Source organism: Pseudodonghicola flavimaris (assembly GCF_030164425.1).
Lineage (GTDB): Bacteria > Pseudomonadota > Alphaproteobacteria > Rhodobacterales > Rhodobacteraceae > Pseudodonghicola > Pseudodonghicola flavimaris.
Genome location: NZ_JASNJD010000006.1, coordinates 186,686 through 203,930, shown reverse-complemented (window position 1 = coordinate 203,930; position 17,245 = coordinate 186,686). Strand labels below are relative to the sequence as shown.

General features: G+C 65.6%; 14 protein-coding genes and 2 tRNA genes. 7 read left to right on the top strand and 9 right to left on the bottom strand.

Annotation, left to right across the window (positions count from 1 at the left end):
- Positions 1 to 72: 72 nt before the first annotated feature.
- The 3 genes from QO033_RS10405 to QO033_RS10395 all read left to right on the top strand — a co-directional run bounded on the left by QO033_RS10405 (position 73) and on the right by QO033_RS10395 (position 3,170).
- On the top strand, positions 73 to 660 hold the full coding sequence (locus QO033_RS10405) for a heme NO-binding domain-containing protein (protein WP_284480897.1): 588 nt from the start codon (positions 73 to 75) through the stop codon (positions 658 to 660).
- On the top strand, positions 657 to 1,682 hold the full coding sequence (locus QO033_RS10400; protein ID WP_284480896.1) for a GGDEF domain-containing protein: 1,026 nt from the start codon (positions 657 to 659) through the stop codon (positions 1,680 to 1,682). The genes QO033_RS10405 and QO033_RS10400 overlap by 4 nt, the downstream gene beginning before the upstream one ends.
- Positions 1,683 to 1,898: 216 nt before the next feature.
- Positions 1,899 to 3,170, top strand: coding sequence for a peptidoglycan-binding domain-containing protein (locus tag QO033_RS10395; RefSeq protein WP_284480895.1), 1,272 nt, complete (start codon positions 1,899 to 1,901; stop codon positions 3,168 to 3,170).
- Between the two features lie 148 nt (positions 3,171 to 3,318).
- On the opposite strand, the gene QO033_RS10390 is transcribed toward QO033_RS10395, so the two are convergent.
- From QO033_RS10390 to QO033_RS10380, 3 genes are all read right to left on the bottom strand, one after another.
- A complete protein-coding gene (locus tag QO033_RS10390; protein ID WP_284480894.1) occupies positions 3,319 to 3,774 on the bottom strand; it encodes a hypothetical protein in 456 nt (151 codons plus the stop codon).
- Positions 3,771 to 5,729 (bottom strand): DNA topoisomerase IV subunit B, encoded by a 1,959-nt coding sequence (gene parE, locus QO033_RS10385; RefSeq protein ID WP_284480893.1) that lies wholly within the window; start codon positions 5,727 to 5,729, stop codon positions 3,771 to 3,773. Before parE ends, QO033_RS10390 begins: the two co-directional genes overlap by 4 nt.
- An 80-nt stretch (positions 5,730 to 5,809) precedes the next feature.
- Positions 5,810 to 6,691 (bottom strand): alpha/beta fold hydrolase, encoded by an 882-nt coding sequence (locus tag QO033_RS10380; RefSeq protein ID WP_284480892.1) that lies wholly within the window; start codon positions 6,689 to 6,691, stop codon positions 5,810 to 5,812.
- Positions 6,692 to 6,828: 137 nt separating this feature from the next.
- On the opposite strand from QO033_RS10380, the gene ppk2 reads away from it, so the two are divergent.
- Both ppk2 and QO033_RS10370 read left to right on the top strand, forming a co-directional pair.
- Entirely contained in the window at positions 6,829 to 7,845 is a 1,017-nt protein-coding gene (gene ppk2 / locus QO033_RS10375) for a polyphosphate kinase 2 (protein WP_284480891.1), read from the top strand.
- An 81-nt stretch (positions 7,846 to 7,926) separates the two neighbouring features.
- Positions 7,927 to 9,288, top strand: a complete 1,362-nt coding sequence (locus tag QO033_RS10370; protein ID WP_284480890.1) for an MATE family efflux transporter — start codon at positions 7,927 to 7,929, stop codon at positions 9,286 to 9,288.
- 121 nt (positions 9,289 to 9,409) lie between these two features.
- On the opposite strand, the gene QO033_RS10365 is transcribed toward QO033_RS10370, so the two are convergent.
- From QO033_RS10365 to QO033_RS10340, 6 genes are all read right to left on the bottom strand, one after another.
- Positions 9,410 to 9,484 (bottom strand) — tRNA-Gly (locus QO033_RS10365).
- Between the two features lie 27 nt (positions 9,485 to 9,511).
- Positions 9,512 to 9,586: transfer RNA gene (locus QO033_RS10360), tRNA-Gly, on the bottom strand.
- A 126-nt stretch (positions 9,587 to 9,712) separates the two neighbouring features.
- Positions 9,713 to 10,861, bottom strand: a complete 1,149-nt coding sequence (locus QO033_RS10355) for a Hint domain-containing protein (RefSeq protein WP_284480889.1) — start codon at positions 10,859 to 10,861, stop codon at positions 9,713 to 9,715.
- Between the two features lie 209 nt (positions 10,862 to 11,070).
- Positions 11,071 to 11,469, bottom strand: a complete 399-nt coding sequence (locus QO033_RS10350; protein WP_284480888.1) for an MAPEG family protein — start codon at positions 11,467 to 11,469, stop codon at positions 11,071 to 11,073.
- Between the two features lie 118 nt (positions 11,470 to 11,587).
- Positions 11,588 to 15,025, bottom strand: coding sequence for a pyruvate carboxylase (locus QO033_RS10345; protein ID WP_284480887.1), 3,438 nt, complete (start codon positions 15,023 to 15,025; stop codon positions 11,588 to 11,590).
- A gap of 118 nt (positions 15,026 to 15,143) precedes the next feature.
- Positions 15,144 to 16,310: an alpha-hydroxy acid oxidase gene (locus tag QO033_RS10340; RefSeq protein WP_284480886.1), complete on the bottom strand. Its 1,167-nt coding sequence runs from the start codon at positions 16,308 to 16,310 to the stop codon at positions 15,144 to 15,146.
- A gap of 121 nt (positions 16,311 to 16,431) precedes the next feature.
- Here QO033_RS10340 and QO033_RS10335 point away from each other — a divergent pair, with 121 nt between their 5' ends.
- Positions 16,432 to 16,860 (top strand): DUF1810 domain-containing protein, encoded by a 429-nt coding sequence (locus QO033_RS10335; protein WP_284480885.1) that lies wholly within the window; start codon positions 16,432 to 16,434, stop codon positions 16,858 to 16,860.
- Positions 16,861 to 16,904: 44 nt separating this feature from the next.
- Positions 16,905 to 17,237: a hypothetical protein gene (locus QO033_RS10330; RefSeq protein WP_284480884.1), complete on the top strand. Its 333-nt coding sequence runs from the start codon at positions 16,905 to 16,907 to the stop codon at positions 17,235 to 17,237.
- The last annotated feature ends 8 nt before the right edge of the window (positions 17,238 to 17,245 follow it).

Here is a 17,245-nt window from a genome sequence, read left to right as displayed (position 1 = left end):
TTGGGGATCCGTTCGGGGTTTGTTAATCAGTTTTGGGGCATGGTGACACCCGTGTTGACCCTGGGGGTTTTTATGCATGGTTTGATCAACAGGGCGATCCAATCCTTCGTCTGCAATACGTATGGGGAAGATCGCTGGCGCAATGTCACGGAGGCGGCGGGACTCGGGTTTTCCGATTTCGAGGCGATGCTGACCTATGAGGACGACCTGACCGACGACGTCCTCAATGCGCTCTGCGTTGAACTGCGGCGCGACCGCAGCGAGGTGTTGGAGGATCTGGGCACCTATCTGGTGTCGCATCCGGCAGTGGAGGCGCTGCGCCGGCTGTTGCGTTTCGGTGGCGAAACCTATGTCGACTTCCTTTATTCGCTGGACGAATTGCCGGGGCGGGCGCGGCTGGCGGTGAACGACCTCGTTCTGCCGGCGATGGAGCTGCGGGAAATCCGCCCGGGGCAGTTCAGCCTGACCTGCGAACCGGGGCTGCCGGGCTTCGGCTGGGTGATGATGGGCATTCTGCGGGCCATGGCGGACGATTACGGGTCGCTGGTCATGCTGGAACATGCCGGTGCGCGCGGCGGCGCGGAGGTGATCGCGATCCTGCTGGTCGAATCCGCTTTCGCCGAAGGGCGCGCCTTCGAACTGGGAGTGAGAGCGGGATGATTCAGAACGACGATCTGCTGCGGATGCTCAATCTGCTCTGCCCGATGTACATGCTGTTGGACGAATCCGGGGTTGTCACCCATGTCGGTCCGACCATGCAGAAACTGCGCCCGGACGAGGTGCTGGAGGGGCAGCGGTTCCTCGATCTCTTCGATCTGACCCGACCGCGCTGTGTCGGCGCGTTCACCGATCTGCTGGCGGCGAAGGGTGGCAAGCTGAATCTCAGTTTTCGCACCGCGCCGCGCACCGCCCTCAAGGGGCTGATCGTCGGTATGACCGGCGGCGCGGTGGTCAAGCTGTCCTTCGGGATTTCGGTGGTCGAGGCGGTGCGCGATTATCACCTCACCAGCGCTGATTTCTCCTCCACCGACCCGGCGATCGAACTGCTCTATCTGGCGGAAGCGAATTCGGTGGCGATGGAGGCGTCGCGGCAGCTGAACCTGCGGCTGCAGGCGGCCAAGATCTCGGCCGAGGAACAGGCCTTTACCGACACGCTGACCGGCCTGAAGAACCGCCGCGCGATGGAACATGTGCTGGCCCGCAAGGCTGGCGGCGGCATGCCCTATGCGCTGATGCATATCGATCTGGATTTCTTCAAGCAGGTGAACGACACGCTGGGCCATGCGGCCGGCGATTACGTGCTGCAGCAGGTGGCCCGGGTGCTGGTCGAGGAAACCCGGCGCGAAGATACCGTGGCCCGGGCCGGCGGCGACGAATTCGTGATCGTCTTCGATCACCTGACCGACCGACCGCGACTGCAGCGGATCGCGCGGCGGCTGATCGACCGGCTGGAGCAGCCGATGCGGTTTCACGGCCAGAGCTGCCGTATCTCGGCCAGTATCGGCATCGCGATCTCGACCGAGATGCCCGATTGCGATCCGCTGGAACTGCTCAATCAGGCCGATATGGCGCTCTATGCGGCAAAGCGGGGCGGCCGGGCCGGAATGCGGTTCTACAGCCGCGGCATGGATGTGACGGAATTCCCCACAGACCTGGCCCAGAGCCGCGCCCGCACCGGCTGAAACCTGCTGACGGGCCCGCGCCGGTTCGGCGGGACCGGGCCGCCGGAGCGCGGTGAGGGCGCCGGCGCTTGACAGGACACCTGCGTCTTGGTCACACTTCTGTGAGTGTTGATTGGTTTATTCAGAACCTCTCGGCGGTGTCGGCGGCGCATTTTGCGCCAGCTCGGGGCCGCAGTCGCCGGCAAGCCCGGTCGCATTTTTGGGTGAGGACATAAGATGTTGAAACGTAATCTTTGTGCATCGCTGGCGGCGGCCAGCATGATTGTCGCGGCCGCCGGCCGCGCTCAGGCCAATGATGCGGCCTCTCTGATCGGCGGGGCGATTCTGGGCGGCATCATCGTCAACGAGATGAACAAGAACAAGCAGCGCAAGACCACCACCGTGCAGCGCAGCACCGTCTCCTCCTCGCAGCGGGAAACCAACCGTCAGGTGCAGATGGCGCTGAACTATTTCGGCTATCATGTCGGCACGCCGGACGGGGTTCTGGGCCGCAACAGCCGGTCCGGCATTCGTCGTTATCAGGCCGATATGGGCTATGTCGTTGACGGCTATCTCGATCAGCATGAACAGGATTTCCTGCTGGGCAGCTACCAGCGTTCGCAGGCCAGTTCGCATATGGCCCCCTACAATCAGATCGTGGCCACGCAGGGCTATCCCGGGCTGCTGCGGACCTACCGCAACGAACAGCTGGGCATCGCCACGCCGCAGATGCAGACACAGCAGCCGCAGATGGCAGTGACCCCGGCCCCGGCGCCGATGCCGGCCCCGGTCGCGCCAGTGGCGACCCAGCCGGAACCGGTTACCGCGCGGGCCGATACCGGCGCGCTGCCCAGCTTCGGCTTTCAGGCGCAGGAGGTGTCGATGCGGGATCACTGCGATCAGGTCAATGTGCGCAGCGCCGCCAATGGCGGGCTGAGCATGGCCGGCCAGATCGCCGATACCGGCGTCGCCCTGAACGAACAGTTCTGCCTGGCGCGGACCCAGGCGATGTCCGATGGCGCCCGGATCGAGGCGACGATCCCGAATATGACCCGCGATCAGATCGAGGCGCAATGCGAAGGGCTGACCCAGGCCATCGCGCCGCAGATTGCCGCGATCGACAGCGCCCCGGCGGCGCAGGTGATGGCCGGGACCAAAGGGTTTCTGGAGGCCTCTGGCCAGCCGATGGCGCAGCTGATTTCGGGCGGCAAGGTCTGCCTGGGGGCCGGCTACCGCGCCGATGATCCGGAGATGGCGCTGGCCTCGGCCGTGCTGCTGGCGGCGGCGGGGCAGGGCGGCTATGGCGAGATGGTCAGCCACCAACTGCGCGAAGGCTTCGGAACAGCGCCGGCCTCGCCGCAGGTGGCGTCGAGCTGGATGCAGGTGGCGCTCGCCGCCGCGGCGTCCGGCGCCGCGCCGGTGCTGGGCCAGACACAGGAGCGGATCGCGGTACTGAAAGCCGCCGGCGGCAGCGCCGTGCCGGTTTTCCCGACCGCCTCGGGCAACTGAGCCTTAGATAGGGATTGAAGAAAGGCCCGTCCCCTGTGGGGGCGGGCCTTTTGCTGTTTGGAGGTAGGTTCCCAATGCCCAAATCGCAGATTTGGGCACGCGCCCGACACGCCCCCCGAGGGAGGGCGCGGTAGCCGGGCCAATGGCTCTACCGATGTTTCTTAAAACCCAGCCATGGTTCGAACTTTTCGAAGATGGCCGGGATCTGATCGTTAAGCCAGATCAGAGATTCTGCTTCGCGTTCCAGAGCATCAGTGTTGTGATCGGCTTCGGCTTTGCGTGCAAACATACGTGCTTCTAAGGCCTTCGTACGAATATTGCCCAAGTAATCCGACAACTCGCGGTCGAAAAGAAAGCGCGCCAGTTGCGGGGGCTCGTGAAATCCCAGCAGGGCGTCGTTCGAGACGTGTCCATCCTTCAGGACTGTAGAGAGGAAGGCCTGTGTAGCCTTGAATACCGCAAAACGACGGTTGAAGAGTTTTTCTCTCAGCGTAGCCCTGTTCACTTGCCACTGCTGGTAAGCGACATACGCAACAAATATTGCAATAAGGGTGGGGCCAAGCGCTTTAAAGTACTCTGTCCAGTGCAGGCCGCAATCACTCACACATCCAGCTCCTCGACGAACCGCGCGTTCTCCTGGATGTACTGGAACCGCAGCTCGGGCTTCTTGCCCATCAGCCGTTCCACCAGATCGCCGGTCTCTCCGGGTTCGTCCTCGTCGATGGTGACCCGGATCAGCTTGCGCGACTTCGGGTCCATGGTGGTTTCCTTCAGGTCCTTGGCGTCCATCTCGCCCAGACCCTTGAACCGGCTGACGTCGATCTTGCCCTTGCCGCCCAGGCCCTTTTCCAGCCAGGCATCGCGTTCGGCCTCGTCCAGGCAATAGACCCGTTTGGCCCCCTGGGTCAGGCGGAACAGCGGCGGGCAGGCCAGATAGAGGTGGCCGCTGTCAATCATCGGCCGCATCTGGGTGAAGAAGAAGGTCATCAGCAGCGAGGCGATATGCGCCCCGTCGACATCGGCGTCGGTCATGATGATGATCTTGTCGTAGCGCAGATCGTCGATGTTGAACTTGGTGCCCAGTCCGACGCCGAGCGCCTGGCTCAGGTCGTTGATCTCCTGGTTCTGGCCCAGCTTGGAGCTGGCGGCACCCAGTACGTTCAGGATCTTGCCGCGCAAGGGCAGCAGCGCCTGGGTCTTGCGGTCGCGCGCCATCTTGGCAGAGCCGCCGGCCGAGTCACCCTCGACGATGAACAATTCGGTGCCGTCGCGGTTGGTGGCGGAACAATCGACCAGCTTGCCGGGCAGGCGCAGCTTCTTGGTGGCGGTCTTGCGCTGGGTTTCCTTTTCCTGCTTGCGCCGCAGCCGTTCCTCCGCCCGCAGGATCAGGAAATCCAGGATGGCGCCGGCGGATTTGGTGTCGGCGGCCAGCCAGTTGTCGAAGTGGTCGCGCACGGCGTTCTCCACCAGCCGCTGCGCCTCGACCGTGGCCAGCCGGTCCTTGGTCTGGCCGACGAACTCCGGCTCGCGGATGAAGCAGGAGACCAGCGCGCAGCCGCCCGTGGTCAGGTCGTCGCGGGTGATCTCCTTGGCCTTGCGGTTGTTCACCAGCTCGCCATAGGCGCGGATGCCCTTGAGGATCGCCGCCCAGAAGCCGGCCTCGTGGGTGCCGCCCTCCGGCGTCGGCACGGTGTTACAATAGGACTGGATGAAACCGTCGCGCGACGGCGTCCAGTTGATCGCCCATTCCACCTTGCCGGGGGTGCCGAAGCGTTCCTGAAACTCGACGGTGCCGGAAAACGGCTGATCGGCATAGGTGGAGACGCCGTTCAGCGTCTCTTTCAGGTAATCGGCCAGACCGCCGGGGAAATGAAAGCTCGCCTCGGTCGGGGTGTCGCCGTCGTCGATGGCGGATTTCCAGCGGATTTCGACGCCGGAGAACAGATAGGCCTTGGAGCGGATGGATTTGAACAGCCGCGCCGGCTTGAACCGGTGCGAGCCGAAAATCTCCGGATCGGCGTGGAAGGTGACGGTGGTGCCGCGGCGGTTCGGCGCCGCGCCGATCTTTTCCACCGGCCCCTGCGGGATACCACGGGAGAATCGCTGTTCATAGAGCGTCTTGTCGCGCGCCACCTGAACGATCATCAGATCGGACAGCGCGTTGACCACCGAGGCACCGACCCCGTGCAGACCACCGGAGGTCTGATAGGCCTTGCCGGAGAATTTGCCGCCGGCGTGCAGGGTGCAAAGGATCACCTCCAGCGCCGATTTGCCGGGAAACTTCGGGTGCGGGTCGATCGGGATACCGCGGCCGTTGTCCCGGATGGTGATGGAATAATCCTCGTGCAGCTCCACCTCGATCCGGTTGGCGTGGCCGGCGACGGCCTCGTCCATCGAGTTATCGAGCACTTCGGCCACCATATGGTGCAGCGCGCGTTCGTCGGTGCCGCCGATATACATGCCGGGGCGTTTACGAACGGGTTCGAGCCCTTCCAGCACTTCGATGGAGGAGGCGTCATAGGTGGAGGCGTCGGTCCCGGTGAGGAGGTCGTCAGGCATGCTCGGCTGCTCTTTTGTCTTGGTTGGGGGCCAGTATGCCAGAGCGGCGGGGCGGGGGGAAGTGGCCCCCCGCGGTTCGCTCAGGGCCGGTCGCACCATTCCAGGATGCTGCGCGCCAGCAGGGCAGGGATCTGGTGGCAGAGCCAGTGGTCGGCCCCGTTGAAGCTGATCCGGGTCAGGTCGGGGGCGAAATCCTCAAGCCCTTCGGTCGCGGCGGGCAGCAGCGCGGTGTCGCCCAGCCCCCAGAGCAGCAGATGCGGGCAACGCACCATCAGCCGCTCCTTCGGCAGCTCCGGCAGGTCGGTGATCGGTTCTCCGGGTTTCGCCACCTTCAGGGGAGAGGCGCGATACCAGTGGATCATTGTCTTCAGGCGGCCGGGGCGGGACCATTCTGCGGTGTATTCCGCCAGTTTCGCTGGCGTCATCCAGCCATGGTCCATCTTGGCGAGGAAGAGCTCCTTCATCCTGGCGAAGTCATTGGCGGCCAGCCGGTCCTCGGACCCCTCGCGGCGCAGCGACAGGATATATTGCGAGGCTTCCGCCTGGGCGCCTCCCTCGGCCAGGGCGCGCTGGAACGGCACCGGGTGGACGCCATTGGCGATGATCAGGCGGCTGACCAGTTCCGGGTGGAACATCGCCAGCCCATAGGCCACGGCGGCGCCCCAGTCATGGCCCATCACGGTCAGGGGGCCGCCGCCAAGATGCGCGATCAGTGCAGCCATGTCGCCGACCAGTTCCGAGCCGCGATAGGCGCCGATGTCATCGGGTGCCCAGCTCTGGCCATAGCCACGCTGGTCGGGGGCGATACAGTGAAACCGCTCGGCCAGCAGCGGCGCCAGATCGGACCAGGCGCCGCCATATTCGGGAAAGCCGTGCAGCAGCAAAAGCGGTGGGTTCTCCGGGTTGCCCCAGTGGCGGAGAAAGAACGGATGCCCGTTCAGATCGACGGTCTCGGTATACATGCATCCACTCTAGCGCTGCCGGATCGGCGGGCAACAGGGAATGCGGAGGAGGGTTTGTGACAGTTTCTTGACAGTGATCAAGGTCAGGCGCCGCCGTTAGGGCTAACATAAGTCCCGTCAACAGCCAGGAGATCGCCATGACTGTCCCCTCCGCCGCCGCCACTGAGGCGCCGACCCCTGCCGAGGCCGCCACGCCGCCCGCCGCCACGCCTACCGCCTCGCCCTCGGCGCCCGCAGAAGCCGCCGCGCCGGAGGAGACGCCCGGGGCCGCGCCCACGCGTCCACTGTCGCATCCGGTGCCCACCCGCGAGGAGGTGCGCCGCGCTTTCGAAACCGGGCGCTATCCCTATCGCCGCAAGATGGGCCGCCGTGTCTATGAGGCGGAGAAGGCCATGCTGCAGGCTGAACTGCTGAAGGTGCAGCTCTGGGCGCAGGAGACCGGCGAGAAATTCGTGCTGCTGTTCGAGGGACGCGATGCCGCCGGCAAGGGTGGCACCATCAAGCGGTTCATGGAGCATCTCAATCCCCGCTCTTCCCGGGTGGTGGCGCTGAACAAGCCGACCTGGGAAGAGAAGGGGCAATGGTTCTTTCAGCGCTATATCCAGGAGCTGCCGACCAGCGGGGAAATGGTGTTCTACGACCGGTCCTGGTACAACCGCGCCGGGGTCGAGCGGGTGATGGGCTTCTGCACGCCGAACGAATATCTTGAGTTCATGCGCCAGACCCCGGAGCTGGAGCGGATGCTGGTGCGCTCCGGTGTGCGGCTTTACAAATACTGGTTCTCGGTCACCCGGGACGAGCAGATGCGGCGCTTCAAATCGCGGGAAACCGACCCGCTGAAACAGTGGAAGCTGTCGCCGATCGACAAGGCCTCTCTGGACAAGTGGGACGATTACACCGAGGCGAAAGAGGCGATGTTCTTCTACACTGACACCGCCGATGCGCCTTGGACCATCGTCAAATCCAACGACAAGAAACGCGCCCGGCTGAACTGCATGCGGCATTTCCTGGCCTCGGTTGATTACCCCGACAAGGACGTCGAACTGGTGGGCAGCCCCGATCCCCTGATCGTCGGGCAGGCGCATCACGTCATCCACAAATCGGACCACATGCTGGGAACCGCGCTGCACCCGGATCAGCAGCGGTCGCGTTAAGGTCACAGGAAGGTCACAGGCCGGCCAGAGCCGGGCGCCGGCCTCTTGCCTTGCGGGGGAGGCGCCCCTAAGGCCTGTGGCATGACGCAGAGGATGACATATGCCGGCCACGCCCGGGCGCTGCTGGCGCTGGGGCTGCCGCTGGTGGGCGGCCATCTGGCCCAGTTCGCCATCGGCCTGACCGACAGTGTGATGCTGGGCTGGTACGGGGTCGAGGCGCTGGCGGCGGTGACGCTGGCGGCGGGATATTTCTTCGTGCTGTTCCTGACCGGCGCCGGCTTCGGCTGGGCGGTGATGCCGATGGTCGCCGCCGCGGTGGCCGAGGGCGACGAGGTCAGCGCCCGGCGGGCCACCCGCATGGGGCTGTGGCTGTCGCTGCTCTTCGCTGCCATCGCGATGCCGTTGCTGTGGTGGGCGGAGCCGATCCTGCGGTCCATGGGGCAGGCGGCGGAGGTCTCCGCCGATGCGGCGCATTATCTGCGGATTTCGGGCTGGGGCCTGTTTCCGGCGCTGCTTGTGGTGGTGCTGAAATCCTATCTCGCGGCGCTGGAGCGCACGCAGGTGGTTCTGTGGATCACGGTGCTGGCGGCGGTAATCAACGCCGGGGCGAATTACTTGCTGATCTTCGGTCACGGCGGATTGCCGGCGCTGGGCATTCGCGGGGCGGCGCTGGCCTCTCTGGTGACGCAGGCGATCTCTCTGCTCGCGGTCTGGGTCTATGTGTTGCGCGCGCTGCCGGAACAGGAGCTGTTCCGCCGCTTCTGGCGCCCCGATTGGGAGATGTTCGCCCAGGTCTTCCGGCTGGGGGTGCCGATCGGGCTGACCAGCCTCAGCGAAGTGACGCTGTTCACCGCCTCCTCGCTGATGATGGGCTGGCTGGGCACGGTGCCGCTGGCGGCGCATGGCATCGCGCTGCAGCTCAGCTCGGCCACCTTCATGGTGCATATGGGGCTCAGCAACGCGGCGACGGTGCGGGCCGGCAATGCCTATGGCCGGGGCGACCGGGCGCATATGGCGCGGGGCGCGGCGGTGGTGGTGGCGATATCGCTGGCGCTGGCGCTGCTGGCCAGCGCGCTGTTCCTGCTCTGGCCCGAGGGGCTGATTGCGCTCTTCCTGGACCCGCACGATCCGCAGCGGGCGGAGATCCTGGCCATCGGCGTCGGGTTGCTGGCGGCGGCGGCGCTGTTTCAGCTGGTCGATGGCGGCCAGGTGGTGGCACTGGGGCTGCTGCACGGGGTGCAGGACACCAGCATGCCGATGGTGATCGCGGCGCTGTCCTACTGGGCGGTGGGGCTGCCGGCCTCCTATCTGCTGGGCTTCACCTTCGGAATGGGCGGCATCGGCATCTGGCTGGGGCTGGTGGCGGGGCTGGCCTGCGCGGCGGTGCTGCTGATGCTGCGGTTCTGGCGCCAGGGGCTGCGCCGGGTCGCGGCCGCGGTCTAGATGGCCGCGGCGCCGGTTCTCAGCGCCGGAGGGGGGGAAGGGATCGGCGCCATAGAGCTGGCACAAGACAGCCCGGACCCCTGTCGGGTCCGGCAATCTGTTCTGCTGTCTTGATATATTTTGGAGCGGGCGATGAGATTCGAACTCACGACCCCAACCTTGGCAAGGTTGTGCTCTACCCCTGAGCTACGCCCGCATCCTTGGGTAGGTCTTTGATACTCTCTGGAGCGGGCGATGAGATTCGAACTCACGACCCCAACCTTGGCAAGGTTGTGCTCTACCCCTGAGCTACGCCCGCGTCCTTGAGTGAGGCGTGAGATATAAACATCCGGCTGAGGCTGCAAGAGGAAAATGCACCCGACGACCGGATTTTTGAACCGGCCGTCGGAGGGCGAAATTCCCGGCCGGGTGTCGCGGCCTGCGGTCAGGCGCGGGCGGGCTCCGCGGTCGGGGGCAGGGGTTCCAGAAACGGCCGCCGGTGCTTGCGGTGGCGCGCGGTCATCGCCTTGGCGTCCTTGCCCTTGATCATCAGCCGTGCCGGCACCGGCCGCAGGCCGGGGTGATCCAGAAGCTCGGGAAACAGTGCCAATATCTCTTCGCGGCCCTCAGGCGCGATGGTCTTCAGCGCCTCCGGCCCGGTGAACAGGGATTCGCTGAGCGCGCCATTGGCGCTGACGATCTGATGCTGATCGAAGAGGAAGTGGTAATAGGTCACCTCCGGCAGGTCGCGGGCCAGGGTGATCCCCGGTGCGCCGATCAGATGCTTGGCCGCCACCAGCACCTCTGCCGCGTCGAACATCCGCAGCGCGATGCGCGAGGACACCAGCATGCGGTGTTGTTGCGAGACCAGCAGATCCTCACGCGGGACCCGGGGGCCGAGCGCGCCGGCGGCGATCCGCACCGGTCGCAGCTTTGGCGCCCGCTGCAGCGCCGCGGCATCCAGCCGGCGCGACACGATCAGGCGCAGCGGCCGCGGTCCATTGTCCAGCGTCAGCACCCGGTCGCCCGTCTGCAGCTCCTCCACCGGGACCTCGCCGCGCAGCGTCGCGATCAGGGTCCCGCCGGTGAAACAGACCGGCGCGCCCATTTCCTGGCCGTCCTCGCCCGAGCCGCGGACGATGGTCAGCTTGGTGCCGTCCTCCGGCCAGTCGCCATCGAAGGTAAATCCGATCACCGTATTGCCGGAGTAGGGATTGCTCGGGTCGTCGTCGACGCTGACCGCCACCAGACGATAAAGCGTGCCGTCCTGATCGCGGACCCAGAGTTCGTATTCGTCCTCGATCCGCAGACCGGCGCCATAGGTGGTGCCGGCCACGGTGACAGTGTCGCCGATCACCTGGCTGTGGGCGGTGAAATCGCCACCGCTCCACTCCGGGTTGGCGGGGTCGTCCTGCAGCCTGTCGTCGTCATCGGACACTGCGATATCGACCAGATCGGCGTTGGAATAGGTGAATTTATATGTGCCCCAGTTCCAGCCGGACCCGGAGCCGGACTGAAACTGATAGCTCGACGGTGTCTGTCCGATGAAGCTCAGCTCCGACAACGGAATGAGCGTGATCGTATAGGTCGACATGACGTCCTTTCCCGCCGAACAGGCGTCCGCCGCCCACACGGTACGGTGTGCGCCCCGGCTCGGGCTTATAGAATCCGAAAAATCTTTCCGTTCAATTGTTATGGGAAAGATAAATTATGCAAAATCTTCCGGGTTATCATGGGGATGCCCGGGGGCGGGTCGGGCGGCGCCGGGCATTGATGTGGACGGCGCCGCCCCGAAGGCCCGGGTCAGATCAGCGCGCGGGTGAGCAGAGCCAGCGCCGAGAGGCCGATCATCACCAGGGTGAGGACGATGCCCGCGATTCGCAGCGGCAGCCGGGGCCGGCTGTCGGTGAAGCTGAGCCCGTGCAGGATGCGGCCCAGCAGCAATGCCAGCCCCAGTGCCTGAACCGCCAGGGCGGGGGTGCCCTGCATCTCGATCATCAGCAGAAGCAGCAGGCCGATCGGCGCATATTCGGCACAATTGGCCTGGGCGCGCATCCGCGCCAGCAGGGCAGGATCGCCATGATCGCCGAGCGTCTGCGCGGTCCGGCGGCGGTAGGTGATGACGCGCGCGCTGAGCGCGAGGAAGACGACCGCGATCAGCGCGGCATAGATGGGGGTAATACTCGGAAAAATGGTCGGCATGTCCTGTCGATCTCTTACGAAAAATCCCTCCCTGCCGACTGACTTGGGGCGGGGCGGAGACAGGTCCATGATGCCGTAGCGGCACCGCGCCGGAGCGGGCGCGGTGCCGGGTTGGAGATCACTCCAGTTCGATCAGCAGATCCTTGGCATCGATCTGGGTGCCGGGGGTGACGTGGATCGCCTTGATGGTGGCGTCGCGTTCCGCGTGCAGGCCGGTTTCCATCTTCATCGCCTCGATGGTCAGCAAGAGATCGCCTTCCTTGACCTGTTGGCCCGCCTGCACCGTGACGGTGGCGACGACGCCGGGCATCGGCGCGCCGATGTGGTTGGCATTGCCCTGCTCGGCCTTGGGCCGGGCGACGGTATTGGCCTGCACCAGGCGGTTCGGCACCCGGATGGTCCGGGGCTGGCCGTTCAGTTCGAAGAAGACCTTCACTTCGCCGTTCTCGTCGGTCTCGCCCACGGCCTGGCAGCGGATTTCCAGTGTCTTGCCGGGGTCGATCTCGGCGCTGATCTCTTCGCCGGGCTCCATGCCGTAGAAGAAGGCCTTGGTCGGCAGGGTGCGCACCGGCCCATAGGTGCGGTGGCGCCCCATGTAGTCGAGGAAGACCTTGGGATACATCAGGTAGCCCATCAGATCCTCGTCATCGATATGCTTGCCTTCCAGTTCTTCCTTCAGCTTGGCGCGGGTCTCGTCCAGATCGACGGCGGGCAGATGCTTGCCCGGGCGTTCGGTATTGGGGGCCTCGTCCTTCAGCACCTTTTTCAGGATGGTGTCGGGGAAGCCGCCCGGGGGCTGGCCAAGGTTGCCGCGCATCATGTCGATGACCGAGTCGGGGAAGCTGACATCGACCTTCGGATCCTCGACTTCGGCGCGGCTCAGCCCCTGGCTGACCATCATCAGGGCCATGTCGCCGACCACCTTGGACGAGGGCGTCACCTTGACGATATCGCCGAACATCTGGTTCACGTCGGCATACATCTGCGCCACCTCGTGCCAGCGGTCCTCCAGCCCCATGGAGCGCGCCTGCGCCTTGAGGTTGGTGAATTGCCCGCCCGGCATCTCGTGCAGATAGACCTCGGAGGCAGGCGCCTGCAGGCCGGATTCGAATGCCGCGTACTGGCCGCGCACCGCTTCGAAGTAATCGCTGATCTCGCGGATCGCCCTGATGTCCAGCCCGGTGTCGCGGTCGGTGTGGCGCATCGCCTCGACCACCGATCCCAGCGTCGCCTGGCTGGTGTTGCCCGAGAAGCTGTCCATCGCGCAATCGACCGCATCCACCCCGGCCTCCGCCGCCGCCATGATCGAGGCGATGGCGACACCGGCGGTGTCGTGGGTGTGGAAGTGGATCGGCAGGCCGACTTCCTGCTTCAGCGCGCGGACCAGCGCCTTGGCCGAGGCGGGCTTCATCAGTCCGGCCATGTCCTTCAGCCCCAGCACGTGGGCGCCGGCGGCCTCCAGTTCCTTGGCCATGCCGATGTAGTACTTCAGATCGTATTTCGACCGGTCCGGATCCAGCAGGTCGCCGGTATAGCAGATGGTGCCTTCGCAGATCTTGTTCTGCTCGACCACCGCATCCATGGCGACGCGCATGTTCTCGACCCAGTTGAGGCTGTCGAAGACGCGGAAGACGTCGATGCCCTGCGCCGCCTCCTTGACGAAGGCCTGCACCACGTTGTCGGGGTAGTTGGTATAGCCGACGCCGTTGCTGCCGCGCAGCAGCATCTGCGTCATCAGGTTCGGCATCGCCTCGCGCAGGTCGCGCAGCCGCTGCCAGGGGCATTCCTGCAGGAAGCGATAGGCGACATCGAAGGTCGCCCCGCCCCAGCATTCCACCGAGAAGAGCTGTGGCAGGTTGGCGGCATAGGCCGGCGCCACGCGGATCATGTCGATCGACCGCATCCGGGTGGCCAGCAGGCTCTGATGCCCGTCGCGCATGGTGGTGTCGGTGATCAGAAGCTGCGGTTGCGCCCGCATCCAGTCGGCCACCGCCTGCGGGCCCTTCTGCTCCAGCAGGTTACGGGTGCCCATCTGCGGCTCGGCCTTCCGCGCCGGGGGGCGGGGCAGCTTGATGTCGCTGCGCGGCAGCGGCCGGTCCTTGGTCTCGGGGTGACCGTTCACCGTGATATCGGCGATATAGGTCAGCACCTTGGTGCCGCGGTCCTGCCGTTTCGGGAAGTGGAACAGCGCCGGCGTCTCGTCGATGAACTTGGTGGTATAGGTGTTGTTCAGGAAGGTCGGGTGCTTCAGCAGGTTCTCGACGAAGGAGATATTGGTGCTGACTCCGCGGATACGGAATTCCCGCAGCGCCCGGTCCATCCGCGAGATCGCCTTTTCCGGCGTCTGCGCATGGGCGGTGACCTTGACCAGCAGCGAGTCGTAATAGCGGGTGATGACGCCGCCGGCGTAAGCCGTGCCGCCGTCCAGCCGGATGCCCATGCCGGTGGCGGTGCGATAGGCGCTGATGCGGCCGTAATCGGGGATGAAGTTGTTCTGCGGGTCCTCGGTGGTGATCCGGGTCTGCAGCGCGTGACCGTTCAGCCGGATATCCTCCTGGCTGGCCTTGCCGGTCGCCTCGGCGATGGTCTTGCCCTCGGCGATCAGGATCTGCGCCTGCACGATGTCGATACCGGTGACCTCTTCGGTGACGGTATGTTCGACCTGGACGCGTGGGTTCACCTCGATGAAGTAGAACTTCTCCGTCTCCATATCCATCAGGAACTCGACGGTGCCGGCGCATTCATAATTGACGTGCTTGCAGATCTTGTAGCCGAGCTCGCAGATCTCTTCACGCTGCGCATCGGTGAGGTAGGGCGCCGGCGCGCGTTCCACCACTTTCTGGTTCCGCCGCTGTACCGAGCAGTCGCGTTCATAGAGGTGGTACATGCCGCCATGCTTGTCGCCGAGGATCTGAACCTCGACGTGGCGGGCGCGGGTGATCATCTTCTCCAGATAACCCTCGCCATTGCCGAAGGCGGCCTCCGCCTCGCGGCGGCCCTCCATCACCTTTTCGGGCAGTTCCTTGGCATTCTGGATCGGCCGCATGCCACGACCGCCACCGCCCCAGGAGGCTTTCAGCATCAGCGGAAAGCCGATCTCCTCGGCCTCGGCCTTGATCGCCTCCATGTCGTCGCCCAACACCTCGGTCGCCGGGATCACCGGCACACCGGCGGCGATGGCGACCTTACGGGCGCTGGCCTTGTCGCCGAGCGCGCGCATGGTTTCCGCCTTCGGCCCGATGAAGGTGATGCCGGCCTTTTCGCAGGCATCGACGAAATCGGGGTTTTCGCTCAGCAGCCCGTAGCCGGGGTGAATCGCGTCGGCGCCGCTTTCGCGGGCGACCCGGATGATTTCTTCGATCGACAGGTAGGCGGCCACCGGCCCCATGCCTTCGCCGATCTTATAGGCCTCATCCGCCTTGAACCGGTGCAGGCTGAGCTTGTCTTCCTCCGCATAGATTGCGACGGTCTTCTTTCCCATCTCGTTGGCGGCGCGCATCACGCGGATGGCGATCTCACCCCGATTGGCGATCAGGATTTTGCGGAAGTCGGACATTGTCACCTCTGTTGGTCTTGCGGGTGTCGCTGCAGTGCAGCGCGGTCTGGCCAAAATGCGTAGCGGCGTTTTTGCGCACTGACCAGCATGGTTGCGCTATCGGGGGACGATCAATTTTTCACGGGACCGGGAGCGGCATGGGCGGTGTCGGAAGCGACATCGGCGCCGGCAGCGCGGCGAGCGAATCCATTCCCAGCTGGCCCATGTTGGCGATCAGATCCTGTCGCAGCAGGTCGATCAGATGCGCCGGACCCGCCGCCCCCAGGGCCGCGACCGCATAGTGCGGCGCCCGGGCCAGCATGACGAAATCGGCCCCCAGCGCCCGGGCGCGCAGGATGTCGAGCGCGCCTTCGACACCGCTGTCGAACACCAGCGGCAGCCGGGTGGCGGCGCGGATCCGCGGCAGGGCCTCGATCGCGGCGGGGGCGCCGTCGAACTGGCGGCCGGCGTGGTTCGAAACCCAGAGCGCATCGACCCCGATCTCTTCCAGCGGCGCGGCATCCTCCGGGCGCAGGATGCCCTTGATCAGCAGCGGTCCGTCCCAATGGTCCCGCAGCCAGCGGACATAGTCCATATCCGGCGAGGTGCGCAGCAGATAGCCCACATGCGCGGTGGAGGAGAGCGCGGCGCTGGCGGCATCGGTGTATTTGTCGAGGGTGCGCATATGCGGCATGCCGCGCCGCGCCATCCCCAGTGCCCAGGCCGGCCGCAGGGCGACCTGGGCCAGCAGCCGCGGGGTCAGTTTCGGCGGCTGGGTCAGGCCGGAGCGGGTCTGGCGTTCGCGGCGCGAGGCCACCGGCACATCGACCGTCAGGATCAGCGCGCGGAAGCCGGCATCGCGGGCGCGCGCCAACATGTCGCTGCGGATGCCTTCGTCCTTCGGCGGATAGAGCTGGAACCAGCCGTGTGCGCCCAGATGCGGCGCCAGGTCCTCGGGGCTCTGGCTGGCGACGGTGGAGAGGCTGTAGGGCAGGCCGGCCGCGGCGGCGGCGCGGGCCAGATGGCCCTCGGCGTCGGGCCAGATCAGCCCCGACATGCCGACCGGGGCGAAGCCGAAGGGCAGGGGGAATTCCTGGCCCAGGAAACGGGCCGAGAGATCCGGGCTCTGCGGTCCGTGCAGCACCGAGGGCAGGAAGCCCACCGCATCCAGCGCGCTGCGGTTGCGCGCCTTGGTGGCCTCGGTGCCGGTGCCGCTGTCCAGATATTCCCAGACGAATTTCGGCAGCCGCCGGCGGGCACGCCGTTTCAGGTCGGGAACGCCGGGAAAGGTGCTGTGCAGATCCATGTTCCGGATTTGGCGCCGAAACGTCCGGCTTGTCCAGTGCCCGCAGGCGCGCCGTCCGCTGCGTGGACGATTATCGTGACCAGGCGTTTGCCGTGACGGGCACGCGGTCTATCTTTGGGCCATGGCCGATCTCTCCCGTTTCCTCGTCGCCCAGGACGGCGTCTACCCCCGTGCCCTGGACGAGCTGCGCGCCGGCGCGAAACAGAGCCACTGGATGTGGTTCATCTTCCCCCAGCTCAGGGGGCTTGGCCGGTCGCCGACGGCACTGCGCTATGGCATTGCCGATCTGACCGAGGCGCGGGCCTATCTTGCCGATCCGGTACTGGGGGCGAGGCTGCGGGAGGCGATGGCGGCGATGCTGCTGCATCCCGACCGGTCGGCCGAGGCGATTCTGGGGCCGGTGGACGCGATCAAACTCCGTTCGTCGGCGACATTGTTCGCAGCGGCCGGCGGCGGCGCGCCGTTTGCCGAGGTGCTGGCGACCTTCTATGACGGGCAGGCCTGCCCGCTGACCCGGGAGCTGTTGGCGGATGGTGGTGCGAATGTATAGCCATAAGCTATACATCTTGTCATCTTTTCGTTACACTGTGGGGCATGTTCCGATCCCTCGCCCCTGTGCTGGTCCTGCCCTTTCTCGGCCTCGCCGCGCCGGCAGGCGCGCAATCTCCGGTGGCGGAGGTGCTGTGCGAGCCGACGGGGCAGATGTATGACCGCCTGAGCCGCCGCATGGGTCAGAGCCGGAACGCCAGCGGCATCCGCGACCGCGAACAGGTGATGGAGGTCTGGACCACGGAAAAGGGAACTTGGGCGCTGGTCGCGACCTATGCGACCGGCACCTCCTGTCTGCTGGCGATGGGGGAGGCCTGGCAGACGCTGACGCCGCCGGCGATCCCGTCCGATCCGGACCGGGCGACGCCGGAGGGGTAGGCGCCCGC